Raw genomic sequence first — 16,084 nt, 5'->3', positions numbered from 1 at the left:
AATTTTCTTCACAGGCTTACAGTCTGGACTGGCTTGAGAGTATACTGTCATTTTTTATTTCTGGATTGAATGTGCGTATTTTAATAACAGGAGTTGCCGGGTTTATTGGTTTTCATTTAGCCAAGTATCGTCTGGAAAAGGGAGATACAATTATTGGTCTTGATAATCTGAATGATTATTACGATGTCCGGCTTAAATTGGCCCGACTGGAGCTTTTACAAAAATATCCCCGCTTCAGTTTCCATAAAGAGGACATCAGTGATGCGGATGCTGTGGAAAGGGTATTTAAAACGAGCCAGCCGCAAAGAGTAGTCAATCTGGCCGCACAGGCAGGAGTACGTTATTCACTGACCAATCCTCTTCTCTATGCGCAATCGAATATGATTGGATTTACCAATATTGTCGAAGCATGCCGGCAGGGGGCTGTAGAGCATCTGGTGTATGCCTCAACGAGCTCTGTGTATGGGGCAAATTTGTCACAACCCTTTAATGAAGAGGATTCTGCCAATCATCCCTTAACTATCTATGCGGCCAGTAAAAAAGCCAATGAGCTAATCGCCCATTCTTACTCGCATTTATTTAATTTGCCGACCACCGGTTTACGGTTTTTCACCGTATACGGACCATGGGGAAGGCCTGACATGGCCTTTTTCTCTTTTACTCGCGATATTCTCGCCGGCAAACCGATAAATATCTACAATAATGGCCAATTACAGCGTGATTTTACCTATATTGACGACATTATAGAGGGTGTATCCAGAGCTGTTGATCATATTGCCAGGCCTAATCCCGAGTGGTCTGGCCTTTCTCCTGATCCGTCAAGCAGTATGGCGCCGTATAGAATTTATAATATTGGATGTGGTAATCCGGTCAATCTGCTGGATTATGTGGAAGCACTGGAAGCTGCTTTACAGAAAAAAGCGATTAAAAATTTTCTGCCCATGCAGCCAGGTGATGTGGTTTCCACTAATGCAGACACCACCCGCCTGGAATCCGAGCTGGCTTATAAACCCTCCATCAATTATCAGGAGGGGATCCGCCGATTCGTTGACTGGTATTTACATTTCTATCAGGGTTAATCCTGACGGCCTGAACATGGGCAGCAGCGTCGTCCTGAGTTGCCCATTGCGTTTTTATATTCTCTATAAGCTGATCTTTAATATGCCATTGCTGGTTAATCCAGGTTTTAAATTCATCCTGCAAAGATGACTTAGTCAAGTCATTACTTATAAACTGTTCTGGAATCTCAATTTCCCGCAGATGAACACGGATCTTACTAATTCTGCCACATAAAAAATCCCAGAGAGAGTGCTTCTCTTCAGCGTATACGATAGTTAAATCCAGCAATTTATGAATCTGTGAACCCATGGAACCGATTACAAAACTGACTCCTCCTGCACGAGGCCGAAGCAAATGACGGTATTCCGAACCTTGCAGCGCTTTTTTAGACAGATTAAAGCGTGTGCCTTCCACAAAGTTGGCAATAGTCACCGGTTGACCTTTGAAGGAATAGATCGCCTTTCTGGTAGCCTCCAGATCTTTTCCTTGTTTATGAGGATTCTTAGCGAGATATGCCTTGCTGTATCGTTTCATAAACGGACAGCCCATCGCCCACCAGGCGAAGCCCAAAAGGGGAACCCACTTCAGTTGATCTTTAATAAAAAACTTGATTACAGGAATTCTGCGGTTAAACAGCCTGTGCATAAGTACGATATCAAGCCAGCTCTGATGATTGGCAATAAGCAAATAGGATTGCTGTCTATCCAGCTCCTTTAAACCAGTCGCCTCCCATTCATGGGGAATCAGATGACTAATATAGGCATTATTGAGATCACACCAGTACATAACAAAGCCATCAATACGCTGACCGCAGTAAAGTCTCCAGCGCTGACTAGGAATGAGTTTCAACAGGCCGAAAATAAATATCGGCATAAAACAGATACAGGTTGATAATATGAGAGTAAAAATTGCGAGCGACGCTCGCAATGGATTAGACCTCGAGTTTATTTTCATAATCAATTTCCATTAATCCAGTGCATAGGCAAGATCAGCAACCAGATCATCGATGTGCTCAACCCCAACCGAGAGACGAACAAAGCCATCGACAATTCCGAGTTGCTGACGTGTTTCACAGGGTATAGACGCATGCGTCATGATTGCGGGATGTTCAATCAGACTCTCAACACCTCCAAGACTTTCGGCCAGTGTAAAAAGCTCACAGCGTGAAAGAAATCGAGTGGCGTAATCGAGATTCCCTTTGAGTACAATCGAGATCATGCCCCCAAAATCCTGCATTTGTTCCTTGGCCAGGCTATGCTGGGGATGACTTTCCAGTCCAGGATAAATTACTTTCTCGATCTTGGGATGCTTTTCAAGCCATTGCGCCAGATGCCGTGCATTCTCACAGTGACGCTCCATACGCAAAGGCAGGGTTTTAAGGCTTCGTAAAACCATAAAACTATCAAAGGGGCTGGCAATTCCTCCACAGGAGTTTTGCAAAAATGCCATTTTTTCAAGCAGCTCGGGATTGTCGCCAACTACCACAACACCACTGACTATGTCTGAATGACCATTTAAGTACTTGGTGGCTGAATGGATTACGATATCAAAACCGCATTCCAAAGGCCGTTGAATCCAGGGCGTCGCAAAGGTGTTATCGGCCACCGCTATCAGGCGATGTTTTTTAGCCAATGCCGCAATTTCACGAAGATTTGCCAGCATAAGCATGGGGTTTGAAGGTGTCTCGAGCCAAATCATACGTGTTTCAGGCTTTATTGCAGCTTCGACTGCCGCGAGATTGGTCATGTCTACAAAAGAGAAGCTTAGATTCGAGGTTCTGGTTTTAACTTTGTCAAAAAGTCTGAAGGTGCCGCCATAAAGATCATTCATGGCAATCACATGATCGCCGCAATTCAGCATATCGACAATGGTATTAATCGCAGCCATTCCTGAAGCGAAGGCAAAGCCTCTTTCACCGGATTCCAGGCTGGCGATACAGGCTTCATAGGCTGTTCGGGTTGGGTTATGAGTCCTTGAATATTCATAGCCCTGATGAACACCGGGAGCTGACTGTTTGTAGGTTGATGTGGTATAAATAGGTGTCATCACAGCACCGGTTGCCGGATCAGGATGTTGGCCTGCATGAATTGCACGCGTATTAAAATGTTTGCATTCCATAATGAAATTCCTTCTGATCTGTTTGGTTATGCAAAATCTGCTAACCGTGTATATAATTTACTTAGAATATGACAGGCTGCCTTTCTGCAATAGTCTCCGAAGAAAGACGCTAATTGGAAAAGAGTCATTTTAGTGAGGGATCCATGCGCAGGCAAGAAATAGATTATCAAAAAGTTGCCTTAGCTGCAGAAAAAGTTAAGAAAAAGGGGAGAGAGCCGTCTCTGACCAATGTTTGCGAGGAGTTGGGCATTCCCAGCCTAACGCCGAATCTTTCTTCACTTTTAGAAAAATGGTACCACAATCAACCCGAGTTTCAACGCTCCATTCAAGCGCCTTTATCTGATAATATCAAAATTACTACCCCATCTGATATTGTCGAAAAAAATATTGAACTGGAAAAATCCCTTTCATTGCTGCGTGCGACCCTGGAGTGTACAGCAGATGGCATTATGATGGTTAATGGAAAGGGGCAGGTGGTCGACTGGAATCAGAAGTTTGTTGAGATGTGGCGAATTCCCTCGCATATGCTTGAGTCAGGTACTGAAAGCATCGGCTTTGAATATATTTTACAACAATTGAGTAACCCTGCATCGGTTATCGCTGATGTACAGTATTTATATGAAAACCCTGACTGGGAAGGGGAGCTGCCTGTTTTACATTTCAAAGACGGGCGAATTTTTGAACGTTACACGCAGCCGCAACGTATAGGTTCCGAAATAGTGGGGCGTGTTTACAGTTTCCGCGATGTGACTCAGAAAAGAATGGCGGATGAAGAATTAAGAATCCGTGAGCGCGCTATAGAGGCCAGCACACACGGTGTTGCGATTATTGACATCACCAAACCCAATCAGCCGATCATTTATGTCAACAAAGCGTTTGAACGTATTATGGGCTATTCAGAGAAGCAGACTCTCGGGCAAAATCTCGCGCATCTTCAAGGCACTAAAACCGATCACGTCAATCAGAAACGAATTGAACTGGCTATTCGTGAATTACGCGAGGAAACTGTCGAGCTTGAAAGCTATCGCCGTGGAGGCGAATTATTCTGGTGTGAGCTTAGTGTGGCTCCGGTCAGCGATTCCTTTGGAAAAGTTCGTCATTATGTCTGTATTCTTAATGATATTACCCAGCGCCGTGAAATGGAAAGGCAGTTGGTACGGCAGGCTACCCATGACTCTCTGACCGAGCTGCCTAATCGGGTATTGCTGATGGACAGGGTTGAGCAGGCTATATTGCAGGCTCGTAAAAAAAGCAGCATCCTGGCTTTTCTCTTTTTAGACCTGGATCGGTTTAAGATGACCAATGACACATTGGGGCATAGTGTTGGTGACAAGTTGCTGCAGGCCGTTTCCAACCGTCTGTTGATTGCAACGAATGATTTCGACACCGTAGCCCGCCTGGGAGGTGATGAGTTTGTTATTCTGCTGCAAGATATAGCCAGTGAAACTCAAGCCCAGCAGATGGCGCAGGAACTGCTGCACATGATTGAAAAGCCTTTTCAGGTCGATCAGCACAGTCTTAAAATCACTGGCAGTATTGGTATCAGCTTTTATCCTAAAGATGGACTTGATTATGAGTCGTTAATGAAAAATGCTGACTTATCCATGTACCATGCTAAAGACAGCGGCAGAAACAGTTTCCGCATTTTTGAGCCGGAGATGAATCGGCGGGTTATTAACCGCATGCAGCTCGATAATGCATTGCGCGATGCTCTGAAACGAGGTGAATTCAATTTAATGTATCAGCCGCTGATTGATCTAAGGACTCAGAAAACGGTCGGTGTTGAGGCCCTGATTCGCTGGAACAGTCATTTATTGGGCGCGGTTTCTCCTATCGATTTTATAGGCATGGCTGAGGAGAATGGTCTTATCATTGATATTGGTAAATGGGTATTGGAAGAAGCCTGTACCCAGATAAAAAAATGGCATGCGCAAGGCTATGACATCAGCGTCGCCGTTAATATCTCAGGCAGACAATTTCGCCAGACCCGCCTCCCCGAAACAATTGCCGAAATTCTAGCTAAAACTCAGTTGTCCGCGAAATATCTTGAGCTTGAACTGACAGAAAGCCTGTTGGTTGATGATGTGGAACATGCGGTCGAAACCATGTACCAGTTAAAAGACATGGGTGCGAAATTAGTTATTGACGATTTTGGTACCGGGTATTCCAGCTTGTCTTATCTCAAGCAATTCCCTGTTGATAAACTCAAAATAGATCGTTCGTTCATTAGTGAGCTGGTCAATGATCAAAATGATGCGGCAATCGCCAGAGCAATTATTAATCTTGGACATAGCTTAAATCTTGAAGTGTTGGCCGAAGGTGTTGAAACGGATTTGCAGAAAAACTTTATCATTAAGCATGGCTGCGATTATGCCCAGGGCTATTTATTCAAACCTCCACAAAAACCTGAAGATCTGCGCGAATTTTTCGATTCGTTCAAGGGTTGAGATTAATTTACCTGATCCAGCTGCGTTCCCCGCACCGCTACGTTCCCCGCTTTTATGCAGAGAATCCGGTTGGTCTATCATACCTCTGGTTCCCCAACCAAGGGGGAGACATAATCTGGTATATCTTTTGCAGATACAAATTTATTAGCCCTGGATATCCACCGGGCTTCAAAATTGTATTGTCCTATCAAATGATGGATTGGGATTGGTTTACAGTTTCCTGGATGTAGAGGTATGGATCAATGTCACTGGCGCTGTTCAGGAGATTAGTTATGAAAAAAATAAGTATAATCGGGTCAGGCCTGGTAGGCACTCTCTTATCCATTTATATGGCAAGGCGAGGATATGAGGTTCATGTATATGAGGCTCGGTCTGACCCCAGAATTGCCATGGCAGATAAGGGGCGCTCAATCAATCTGGCGATGTCTTGCCGTGGACTTACCGGGCTAACGGAAGTGGGTTTATATAATACAGTCAAAAAGTTGCTGGTTCCAATGCGTGCTCGAGCTATTCATGAGCAAAATGGTGATATTAAATATCAATCTTTTGGCCGTCATCGGGATGAATATATTAATGCCGTGCAACGTAATGATCTCAATAATCTGTTGCTGGACGAAGCGTCCAGGCATCCGCAGATTCATCAGTATTTCGATATTAAAATTATCGATTTGGATCTGGATAAAAAAATCCTGTATTTTCAGCATCAGGGAGGGGAGACTGAGCCTCATCAATATGAGTTATTAATTGGTGCAGATGGCGCCGCATCATTTGTACGACAAACGATGGCTGAACAAAAAAAGATAAGCGCAACGCGCAGCTTCCTGCCCTATGGGTATAAAGAGTTATCACTTAGTAATCAAAGCAGTCAGCAGTTTGCGCCTGAGCATCTGCATCTCTGGCCTAGAGACTCTTACTTGCTTCTGGGCAATCCCAATACGGATGATTCCATTACAGGTTCACTATTCTTACCACAGCAAGGAAAAAACAGCTTCAGCGAACTGGATAATGAGTTGAAAGTTAATCAATTTTTTAAAGCTGCCTTTCCTGATGCTTATACCGCAATGCCGGATTTGATTGGAGAGTTTTTTAGTCATCCGACTGGTAATATGAGCACTATACAATGTGAGCCCTGGCATTATCAGGATCACTGTCTGTTAATTGGTGATGCGGCCCACGGGATTGTTCCTTTCTTTGGTCAGGGCATGAACTGCGGCTTTGAGGATTGCAGGATGCTTGATCATCTGCTGAATCAATATCAGGATGACTGGTCGAAAGTGATGCCTGCTTTTTTTAAAACACGTAAGCCGAATACCGATGCTGTATCTATGATGTCAATGGATAACTACCATGAAATACAAACTGATATTCGTGATGAGCATTTTAACTTGAAAAAAAGGCTTGAGCAGGAACTTATGCATCATTATCCCGATGTTTATATTTCCAAGCATGTTCTGGTGATGTTCACCAATACGCCCTACGCACAAGCGCATGCAATAGGCGTATTGCAAAAAGAGTTGTTAGACGAAATATGCGCAAGTACAAAGGAGATTAACAGTATTAAGTGGAATGAAATTAATCAACTGATGGAACAGTATGACAAAAAATTGGCGAACTTGCGGCTAATATAAAAAAATATAGAAAAAAGAGCGGCCAAAAGGTCAAGAAATCGTCACAAGGGATGCAGTCGAGGACATTTTTTTGTCGCTTCTTGAGGCTCGGCTACGTCTGAAATTTACTGTACAGATGAATTTTAAGCAGATAATTTTTTCTATTAAATTTGGGATAAAAAAATAACTACATGATTTATATGAAGAATATTAAAAAAGACGGCTGTGACGATAATTTGTACGCTTCGTTGAAAATTGGCACGATGGCTGCAATGTAACAAATGTCCAACAAAATTTTAATGCCTCGGAGGCAGCCATGAAAACAATTCAAGCTTATATTGATTCTAAACAACAAGAATTTATGAATCATCCATTTTTTGAAGTCCTGGAAAAATTAGAAAGTTTAGAGGAAATCAGCTATTTCGTGCCTGAACTGACTTTCTGGGCTATGACATTCCAGGACATACTGAGACTTAACGAAGAACGAGTTCAAGATCCCTATTTACGAAAGATTGCTCGTCACCACAGACTTGAAGATGCTGGGCATGAAAAATGGTTCCTGCATGACAAAAAATACATGGGTACTTTAAGCCATGATAAATACTGCAGCAAAGATGATGTTGCCTGGCTTTACAGCAAAGAAACTCAATTAACACGTGATGCAGCTTATTCCATTATGTCAGAGATATATAAAGCTGATGATGAGATTCTGAATATCGCTTTATTGCTGACTCTGGAATCATCAGGGCATGTATTCTTTGAGAAAGTAGTAAGACAAGTCAAGAAAGCAGGAGAGGACCATAATCTGAAATACTTTTCCAGCTCTCATCTGGAAGTTGAAATGGCTCATGCCTTGTTTGAAGAAGAAATGGAAAAGAAACTGTTTGCGATTCAAATTCCTATAAACGTACGACGTGAAGCCTTGAAAATGATTGATCGATGCTACGACGCATTCAATAAGATGTTCGATGGACTGATTATCGCTTGCAACAAACGTTTGGAACTTGCAAGACAAAGAAACCAGGAGAATGCCGCGAATGCAGTAGAATACGTCAGCGACCAGGCTGTATAAAAGAGTTTGGACAAGGGGGTGCTCAGCGATGGGCGCCTCCTTGTCCTTTTTATATATCAAAAACATAACCCACTGCTTGTGGATTAATTATTGCATATAATTGAAGTTAACCGGGTAGACAAAGGAAGCAGAATCATGCAGCCAAGGGAATGGAGCAGCACACAAATAAGGCAGTGCGCAAAAACAGGTGGACAAAGCTTGCTTAGCGACGAGCGTTCTCGCGTCTTTTTTGGAGAGGATTTTGGCCGCTTGAAACAGCAACTACCTGCCGCAGCGGTAGTTCCAGCTAACGTAGACAGATTGCAGGATATCGTTCGCTATGCCAATCAGAATAAACTACCTTTGACTATACGCGGAAATGGTTTAAGTCAGGGTGGGCAGGCCCTTAGCATATCAGGCGGCGTGGTTGTTCACTTGCAGGAACTCAATAATGTATTGGACAAGCGGGAGCATTCTATCTGGGTTGAAGCGAATGCGACCTGGTCTGATCTCATAAAAAGATCACTTAAAACTTCTGAAATTCCTTATGTAGTTCCTTATAACGCCCATCTGTCGGTTGGCGGTGTGCTATCGGCAGGAGGTGTTGGCGCGTCTTCTTTTCGCTTTGGCAGCGCGACCGCTCATGTGAATGCCCTGGAAGTGGTGACTGCTAACGGAGAAAAGCAGATTGTCAATGAGAACTCCCCCTTATTCCATGCATGTCTTGGTGGACAGGGACGTTTTGGAATTATAACTAAAGCAGAAATCCGGTTACGGATTTGTAAAAAACAGGTGCGGACTTTCTTTTTGTCGTATCTCGACAAAGAAAACTGGCTTCGAGATATGAAAAATCTACAGGAAGAGGTTGATTACCTCGAGTTTTTCTGTACGCCAGCTATTCAGGGCGCTCGACTGACATCAAAGGGGCGCTTGCCATTTGCGGAATGGTTATATGGACTTCACATAGCAATCGAATATGAAAATGAAGTTCCTGCTCTGGAGAATCTTGTCTCAAAAATATCACCCTGGAAAGTAAGCCATGTGCAGGAGGAAGATATATCATCCTTTTTACATCGACATGATTCACGTTTTCAATCGATGAAGTTATCAGGACAATGGGGGTTGCAACATCCCTGGTTTGAATGTTTTTTATCGGGAGAGTCACTTTTTTCTGAGTTACAGGACTTGCTGGCCATGCTTCCCGTCTATTATGCAACGGTTTTACAAATAGTACCTATCCGCAAAATAGAACCTACCGGCTTTTTTATGTTGCCTGATACCAGTGACGACATCTACGCTGTGATGATCCTGAATCCTGGTTTGCCTGGATTTTTGATACCCGGCTGCCTTGAAACCATCCAGCTACTGGATCGCCGATTTCTCCCGGGCGGGGGAAAACGCTATCTTTCAGGCTATTTGGGTGAAAACATACCTTCTCACTATTGGCAACAGCATTTTGGAGAAAAATATGAGAGTTGGATCAAATTGAAAGAGGAAGTGGATCCCAACCAAATCTTTTGCTCACATCTGCATAACGGCAAGCAGTAAATTGCCTTTCTCCATGTATAGTAGGCCATGCCCGTCTGCCACTCTACGTCTCCCGGCTTGTTCGGGAGATCCAGAGGTTTGAGATTAACTGGCTTCTCCGCATAAAGCCTGAGGCATTCCCTCATTTTTCATTCAAGAAATACGTAGCTTATCAGGTCAAAACTGACTTTAAATACTGTCGTTTCCGCGAAGGCGGAAATCCATCTTGCAAACAAAGTTAGGAATTACCTTGAGAAATAGATCCCCGCCTTCGCGGGAACGACACGATAATAGACCTGTTTGAGCATTTGTTAAGTCATCCGCTGACTATGTAAAAGCCCTCAGGCATAAAGCGGGGAACGTAGGGGCTGATGTTTGACTTATTTTCATCTGCCGGCGTTCGGCTTTTAAGAAAGATTTTAATTTGAATAGCGGATGGGTTGAATTCGCGCAAATATCTTATGTTGATATTTGGCGGAGAGACAGGGATTCGAACCCTGGGAAGGTTTCCCTTCAACGGTTTTCAAGACCGCCGCTTTCGACCGCTCAGCCACCTCTCCGGGGAAGAATACTATTACAATGACTTATCGAATGCAAACATTTTTTTCGAGAAAATCAAAATTTTTATCTTAAAAAAACATAAAGTTCGCAAAATAATTCAGGATGGGTATAATGACCTGCATTTAAAAATGGCTGCGGTGAATGTTTCCGCATAGTATTGTTAACAGGTGTATTCATGAAAAGATTTCAATGTTTTATCCTCATCTCTTTGGTAATTACCCTGACAGCCTGCACAAGCTGGTGGAGTAAGGACGACGATGACAGTAATAATCCTTTCAAGGGGATGTCTGCTGAACAATTATATAGTGGAGCCAAATCTGCGATGGCCAAAGAGGAATACGCCACTGCGGCCAAGCGCCTTGAAGCCCTGGAGTCTATGTATCCCTTCAGTGATTATGCTGAGGAAGCACAGATGAATCTCATCTATGCCTATTATAAGAAAGAGGATTATCCTTCCGCTGCGGCTACGGCAGAGCGTTTCATCCATCTTTATCCGCGCGCTCGCTATGTAGATTATGCTTATTACATGAAAGGCCTGGCCAATTTCCAGCAAAATCGTGGAACATTTGCCAGCCAGCTGCCTCTGGATGAATCCTGGCGGGATCCGGGAACTCAGCTTCAATCCTATTCCGACTTTGCGACTTTAGTGGAGCGCTTCCCCAATAGCCGTTATAAGGCGAATGCTTTGCAGCGTATGATTTATCTTAGAAATATGTTTGCACAACATGAACTGAATGTTGCACAATTCTATTATGAAAGAAAAATGTATGTAGCTGCTGCAGAACGTGCCAGTTATCTGGTAAAAAACTACCCACAGGCGCCCAGCGCAAAAGAGGCTTTAGTCGTTTTGTACCGTGCTAATTCTCAAATGGGTTTAAAGAAGGCAGCAGAGGATGCTTTGGCAGTCTACCAGGCTACCTATCATAGCCAACCCAATCTCGATGCCTGATTCTTTCGGCAGCCTGGACGATTGAGGGCTGCCTGTAAGCAGGACAAAACGAGCGAATCCGGGGATTGAACAATTGAAAATCTGCATCCACCGTCTTATCTTGCAAGCCAGCTTTTGCGGCCTCCTGGCTCTACAGCCAGTTTTTGCTTTTACTTCTGAGGAGGCAAGGCTTGTTAAAAGAGATTTTCAGCTGTATCAGGCCTGGAGTCTGGCTCGAAACTATCATTTTGGTACTACTGTTAAATCGGATCCGGTTAAAGCCTTGGCCTGGGAAAAAATATATCTTAATTTGTTACCGGCGGCGTATCCAAAAAAAAACGATATGCTTGCAGCGTTTCAATCGCATCTGAGTTCCGAACAAATCCAGCAGGCAGACAGTCTCTCAAAGCAATATGCAGAACAATATAACCTTGGTAATACAGCCCTGACCGAGGTTGAACTAAGCCAGGCGTATATTTTACGTGATGAGTCCAGCAAATGGAGTGTATCGGATGAGTCTGTTGCCCCCAGGGAAATCAGCAGTAATTTTCATAAATGGATGGAATGGCTGGATGCGAAGGGTTTAAGAGAGACTGTACTTGATTTGGATCAGCGGGCTTATAAGCTTTTTAAGGCCAAAGCGTATCCTATAGTTTACGGCCAGGTTATTGTTCGTGGAGTGGAGTCACCAGAGATGGTTAGCAGTGAGGTGCCAATCCTGCCTGGGGGCTATTTTGTAGCACAAGTCAAAGGCTCTATGCTTTCTTTTTCTCTACCCGGTTACAAAACCATTTCCATTCCAATTGCTGCAGAGCGAGAGGTGCAATCCATTTATCCTGTTGTCCTTGAGAGTTTACCTAAAAGTCCGCGAACGGGTGTAATTGGTAGAGTATTACCCTGGAATGAGGTTGATAAAAGCAATATTGTCTTACGCGCCTTTGCTGATAATGCGCATCTGGATAATAGCCAGGCATGGAAGTATCCGGCACTGCCTTTGACAGTAACTAATCATGGGGAATTTTACACCACCGGATTAAGTCAGGGACATTATCAGTTAATTATTAATACAGCAGGTATCAGCTCGGTCGTTAATTTTTTTGTTAAAGAGAATGAAGTACGAGGATTGTCTTTAATTGACCTGAGAAAGCAGGCTGCACAAAATCACTAAATCACACTTTTAGCCTGCTTCCAACACGAAAAAGATCGAAGGAATATATTTAATCCCTACAATTTATGATACATAGCGCGAAATCATTTTCCTTTTTTTTCGTTGCAAATAAAATTGAGAGATGGGAAAAAATGGCCGCAGTTTTATGATAAAGTCCCAAGCCATTATCAGGGCGCCAAGCGCAAATATGACATCTCCTGGAGTTCTTAACCATTGCCACAGTAGAGTTGTATTATAAAACTCCAAACTTCTTGAGTGAGCAAACCCATGTTGATATACATCCATTAATTGCGCCCAACCAATTGGGAAAAAGTTCAGTAAAATCCACAAGATAAGTCCAATGTTATAAAGCCAAAAAGCCCAGGTTCCTAGTTTGTCGCTCCAGGGCTGTGTATTTCCTGCTGCATGTCTTAAGCAAAAGTAAATAAGGCCTAAAGCCAGAAGTCCAAATGCGCCGAATAAAGCGGTATGGGCATGATTGAGACTTAGGAAGGTCCCATGTTCATAATAATTGATTAGGGGTGCATTTAAGGTTCCTCCACCGAAGACACCGGCACCAATGAAATTCCAGGAGGCAGCTCCCAAGATATACAGATAAGTCAGGTTGTAGGAAAAAACCTTTTGCTTTCTGATTAATTGTAGTTCTTCAATAGAATTTATAATTAGCAGCGTTAGCGGCAACACTTCAATAAAGGAAAACATGGTTCCTAAAGGGATCCATATTTCTGGAGTGCCAGTCCAGTACCAATGGTGACCTGTGCCTAATACGCCTCCCAGAAAGATAAGAATAGCCTCGAAGTAAACAGTTCGCTCTACCAATCGTCTTGAAGCCAGACCAACACCCATCAGAAGGTAGGCAGTAGCACAAACCGTAAAAAACTCAAATGATTGTTCGACCCATAAATGCACGACCCACCAGCGCCAGAAATCAGTGATAGTAAATGATTTTTCGATACCAGTTAATGGTATCATTCCAAAGCAATATAAGATGGCGATATTGATAGTACTGGCCCAAAAAAGATTTTCAAGGCGTATGCGTCCTGTCCAGAACTCAATACTTGCAGATTTCAGTTGCGCCCAGCCAGGCCACATACCTCGAAAGACAATGAAACACCACAAAAATAACCCGATGCAAAAGCCAATCTGCCAAAATCGTCCTAATTGCAAGTAGGATAATCCTTGATTGCCAAACCAAAACCAGCCTTTGTCAATATATCCCATAATACTTAAGTAATTCCCAATAATAGCTCCAGCGACAATAAATAAGGTTACCCAGAAGAGAATATCCACAAGCCATTTTTGTCCCTTCGCTTCTTGACCACTGATGATAGGTGCAAGAAAAATCGCTGCACTAATCCAGGCAACTCCAATCCATACGATAGGGGTTTGGGTATGAACATCTCTTAAAAAATTAAAAGGCAGGAATGTTAAAATATTTATTCCATAAAAGTTTTCGCGTTCCGCATAAGAATGAGCCATCAGGGCGCCTACGCCAATTTGAACCAATAAAACCAGTATCACAAAGACAAAATACTTACCTACTGCCTGCTGACTAGGTGTTAGCGGGTTAAATTCCAACAAAAAAGGGGTTTTGACACCTACGTCGGGTTCGCTTAAATAACGATGGTATATGTAAAGGACTACTCCAAAACCAAGAAAAACAAAGCAAAATGAAATCCATGTCCAATAGAAAGTAGAAGGGGTAGGAATATTGCCAACTTCGGGTTGGTAAGGCCAATTATTCGTATAGGAAAAGTTTTTCCCTGGTCTGTTTGCCACTGTCGTGAGAGAGGAATAAATCAGAAAATTTGCGGTCTGCAAGGCCGTCTGACTGTTTAGACTGTAGGCTTTTGTCCATCCCGCCGTGAAATCATGGTTGAGTAATGCCTGGACAATTTCAAATTGAAGCTGTTGTACTGCCTTACTCAAAGCGGGAGAAAGTGTTAAGCTGGACTGTGACAAATCTATTGTTTTTAGCTGATTTTGCATCTTCATTCGAATTTCATATCGATTGCCTTCAGAGAGGCTTGCTAAAGGTTTGGATGATGTTTCTGCAGCGACTTCATTTTCAACTAGTTGACCAAGACGAACAAGGTATTTGGCAGTGTAATCTTCTCCAAAATAAGAACCCATTCCATATAAACTTCCGTAATCCATTAAATCAGCTTTTTGAAATCCAGCTTTACCAGCCACAATGTCAAAGGCTGTCATCAGAACCTGACCATTGGATGATAGAATTTTCTGGGGGAGAGGAGGGGCTGCCTCGTAAGTTTTCAATGTACCCCAAAAGAGGAGGATAAAGGAAATTATGGCTGTCAGAAGTAAGACCCACTTTAAAACATTAGAAACGGGATCCTTTTCGGTCGTACCACTTAGAGAAGCTTCTGCAATACTTGTCATATCATTCCTTGATAATGTAATTCTTTGTTTCTATGCTGGTTCTTAATAAATTTTTATTATATTTGTTATATTAGACGAATCAAGTGAAAAACTTTTATTGGGAAAGGATTGAACCAGATTCCATACAATGAAAAGAATGAAGGGATATATTTGAGCAAAGAGTAATCGATGCGAGCAAAAACATACAGAGGTGTTAATATGGATAAATTAATTTGCTATAAAAAAACAGAAATAGACAATCATGGGAAGTTAAAATTCTTTCTGGAAAAACATAGCACAAAAGAAGGAACCTGGGGAAAACTATCCCTGACTAATGGAGTAATTGACTTCATATTTTTAAATGGCGAAGGTAAGGAACTCTCACGTTATCGTCTCGACAAAGACCATCCTCAATTATCTATTCCACCTGCCGCATGGCATAAAATTATACCTGTTAGTGAACAGTTTAATGTGATTCTGGAATTTTACTGCATGCCTCAACGTTATTTCTCCAAAAAATATGGCCTGGGGATGGTGCATAGTGATCTTCTCTATGTGTATCAGACATATCTGCATCCTATTCAAAAGGCATCTGTTCTTGATATAGGATGTGGGTCTGGGAGAAATTTACTTTATTTAGCGAAAATGGGACACCCTGTCTGTGGTATTGATTATGATCAGGCTGCTTTAAATAACCTCCATGAAATAGCCCAGCAAGAGGTAATTTCAGAGATCGATATTCAATTACATGATCTAAATCAAGCCTTAAGCCTGAAGGCAGAAAATTATGATTTTGTTGTCTCAACAGTTAGTTTACAGTTTTTAAAACCGGATAGGGTGCCAGATTTACTCCTTGAGCTTCAACAGGTGACTGCAGAAAAAGGATATCATTTTTTGGTATTTCCAATCCAGGCAGACTCATATCCCATGCCAGATTCTTTCACCTATTTACCTCAAAAAAATGAGCTATATCATTTTTATCAGGATTGTGGCTGGTCTCTTCTTGAATATAAAGAGTCGGTAGGTCATTTACATAAGGCGGATGAATCTGGAAGAAAAATTCCCGGTGTCTTTGGTTTTTTACTGGCGCAAAAGCTCTGAGAGAGACTCACAAATATTGGGCAGAAAAAATTCATCAGGCTCAGTATAGGCTCGAACCGTTCACATTGTGTTGCCCTCACGACTTGAGCCACTTATCCGTGGCTCAGCCTGTTAGGGCGGTTTGTCGTTTCCGCGCAG

General features: G+C 42.7%; 11 protein-coding genes and 1 tRNA gene. 8 read left to right on the top strand and 4 right to left on the bottom strand.

What is annotated here, in order from left to right:
- The first annotated feature begins 56 nt into the window (after positions 1-56).
- Positions 57-1,079 (top strand): NAD-dependent epimerase, encoded by a 1,023-nt coding sequence (locus tag B1207_RS09395; RefSeq protein ID WP_253255830.1) that lies wholly within the window; start codon positions 57-59, stop codon positions 1,077-1,079.
- Here B1207_RS09395 and B1207_RS09390 read toward each other — a convergent pair.
- Positions 1,018-2,013: an acyltransferase gene (locus B1207_RS09390; RefSeq protein WP_112219716.1), complete on the bottom strand. Its 996-nt coding sequence runs from the start codon at positions 2,011-2,013 to the stop codon at positions 1,018-1,020. The two genes, B1207_RS09395 and B1207_RS09390, sit on opposite strands and share 62 nt — an antisense overlap.
- A 12-nt stretch (positions 2,014-2,025) precedes the next feature.
- Entirely contained in the window at positions 2,026-3,177 is a 1,152-nt protein-coding gene (locus B1207_RS09385) for a trans-sulfuration enzyme family protein (RefSeq protein WP_112219715.1), read from the bottom strand.
- 143 nt (positions 3,178-3,320) lie between these two features.
- Here B1207_RS09385 and B1207_RS09380 point away from each other — a divergent pair, with 143 nt between their 5' ends.
- The 4 genes from B1207_RS09380 (at position 3,321) to B1207_RS09365 (ending at position 9,830) form a co-directional block, all read left to right on the top strand.
- Positions 3,321-5,624 carry an EAL domain-containing protein gene (locus tag B1207_RS09380; RefSeq protein ID WP_112219714.1) on the top strand — a complete coding sequence of 768 codons (2,304 nt, stop codon included), beginning with the start codon at positions 3,321-3,323 and terminating at the stop codon, positions 5,622-5,624.
- Positions 5,625-5,896: 272 nt separating this feature from the next.
- On the top strand, positions 5,897-7,252 hold the full coding sequence (locus B1207_RS09375; RefSeq protein WP_112219713.1) for an FAD-dependent oxidoreductase: 1,356 nt from the start codon (positions 5,897-5,899) through the stop codon (positions 7,250-7,252).
- A gap of 295 nt (positions 7,253-7,547) precedes the next feature.
- Positions 7,548-8,303, top strand: a complete 756-nt coding sequence (locus B1207_RS09370) for a hypothetical protein (RefSeq protein WP_058506615.1) — start codon at positions 7,548-7,550, stop codon at positions 8,301-8,303.
- A 135-nt stretch (positions 8,304-8,438) separates the two neighbouring features.
- A complete protein-coding gene (locus B1207_RS09365) occupies positions 8,439-9,830 on the top strand; it encodes an FAD-binding protein (RefSeq protein WP_112219712.1) in 1,392 nt (463 codons plus the stop codon).
- A 451-nt stretch (positions 9,831-10,281) separates the two neighbouring features.
- Here B1207_RS09365 and B1207_RS09360 read toward each other — a convergent pair.
- Positions 10,282-10,369 (bottom strand) — tRNA-Ser (locus B1207_RS09360).
- A 176-nt stretch (positions 10,370-10,545) separates the two neighbouring features.
- Between B1207_RS09360 and B1207_RS09355 the strand changes: the two genes are divergently transcribed.
- Both B1207_RS09355 and B1207_RS09350 read left to right on the top strand, forming a co-directional pair.
- The gene (locus B1207_RS09355; RefSeq protein ID WP_112219711.1) at positions 10,546-11,319 is read left to right on the top strand and encodes an outer membrane protein assembly factor BamD; all 774 of its coding nucleotides are present in this window, start codon (positions 10,546-10,548) and stop codon (positions 11,317-11,319) included.
- A 73-nt stretch (positions 11,320-11,392) separates the two neighbouring features.
- Positions 11,393-12,466, top strand: coding sequence for a hypothetical protein (locus B1207_RS09350; protein WP_112219710.1), 1,074 nt, complete (start codon positions 11,393-11,395; stop codon positions 12,464-12,466).
- A 63-nt stretch (positions 12,467-12,529) separates the two neighbouring features.
- On the opposite strand, the gene B1207_RS09345 is transcribed toward B1207_RS09350, so the two are convergent.
- Positions 12,530-14,866, bottom strand: a complete 2,337-nt coding sequence (locus B1207_RS09345) for a nitric-oxide reductase large subunit (RefSeq protein WP_112219709.1) — start codon at positions 14,864-14,866, stop codon at positions 12,530-12,532.
- A gap of 198 nt (positions 14,867-15,064) precedes the next feature.
- Between B1207_RS09345 and tehB the strand changes: the two genes are divergently transcribed.
- Positions 15,065-15,946: an SAM-dependent methyltransferase TehB gene (gene tehB, locus B1207_RS09340; protein ID WP_112219804.1), complete on the top strand. Its 882-nt coding sequence runs from the start codon at positions 15,065-15,067 to the stop codon at positions 15,944-15,946.
- The last annotated feature ends 138 nt before the right edge of the window (positions 15,947-16,084 follow it).

Origin of the sequence: Legionella quinlivanii, assembly GCF_003265995.1 — a bacterium.
GTDB classification, from domain to species: Bacteria; Pseudomonadota; Gammaproteobacteria; order Legionellales; family Legionellaceae; genus Legionella_C; species Legionella_C quinlivanii_A.
The sequence above is the reverse complement of the archived record's forward strand: the minus strand, read 5'-3'. Positions and strand labels throughout refer to the sequence as shown.

What these genes read in the sequence shown, in the direction of transcription:
- B1207_RS09390 (WP_112219716.1), bottom strand. Translation starts at nt 2,013, where the DNA reads ATGAAAATAAACTCGAGGTCTAATCCATTGCGAGCGTCGCTCGCAATT.
- B1207_RS09385 (WP_112219715.1), bottom strand. Translation starts at nt 3,177, where the DNA reads ATGGAATGCAAACATTTTAATACGCGTGCAATTCATGCAGGCCAACAT.
- B1207_RS09380 (WP_112219714.1), top strand. Translation starts at nt 3,321, where the DNA reads ATGCGCAGGCAAGAAATAGATTATCAAAAAGTTGCCTTAGCTGCAGAA.
- B1207_RS09375 (WP_112219713.1), top strand. Translation starts at nt 5,897, where the DNA reads ATGAAAAAAATAAGTATAATCGGGTCAGGCCTGGTAGGCACTCTCTTA.
- B1207_RS09370 (WP_058506615.1), top strand. Translation starts at nt 7,548, where the DNA reads ATGAAAACAATTCAAGCTTATATTGATTCTAAACAACAAGAATTTATG.
- B1207_RS09365 (WP_112219712.1), top strand. Translation starts at nt 8,439, where the DNA reads ATGCAGCCAAGGGAATGGAGCAGCACACAAATAAGGCAGTGCGCAAAA.
- B1207_RS09355 (WP_112219711.1), top strand. Translation starts at nt 10,546, where the DNA reads ATGAAAAGATTTCAATGTTTTATCCTCATCTCTTTGGTAATTACCCTG.
- B1207_RS09345 (WP_112219709.1), bottom strand. Translation starts at nt 14,866, where the DNA reads ATGACAAGTATTGCAGAAGCTTCTCTAAGTGGTACGACCGAAAAGGAT.
- tehB (WP_112219804.1), top strand. Translation starts at nt 15,065, where the DNA reads ATGGATAAATTAATTTGCTATAAAAAAACAGAAATAGACAATCATGGG.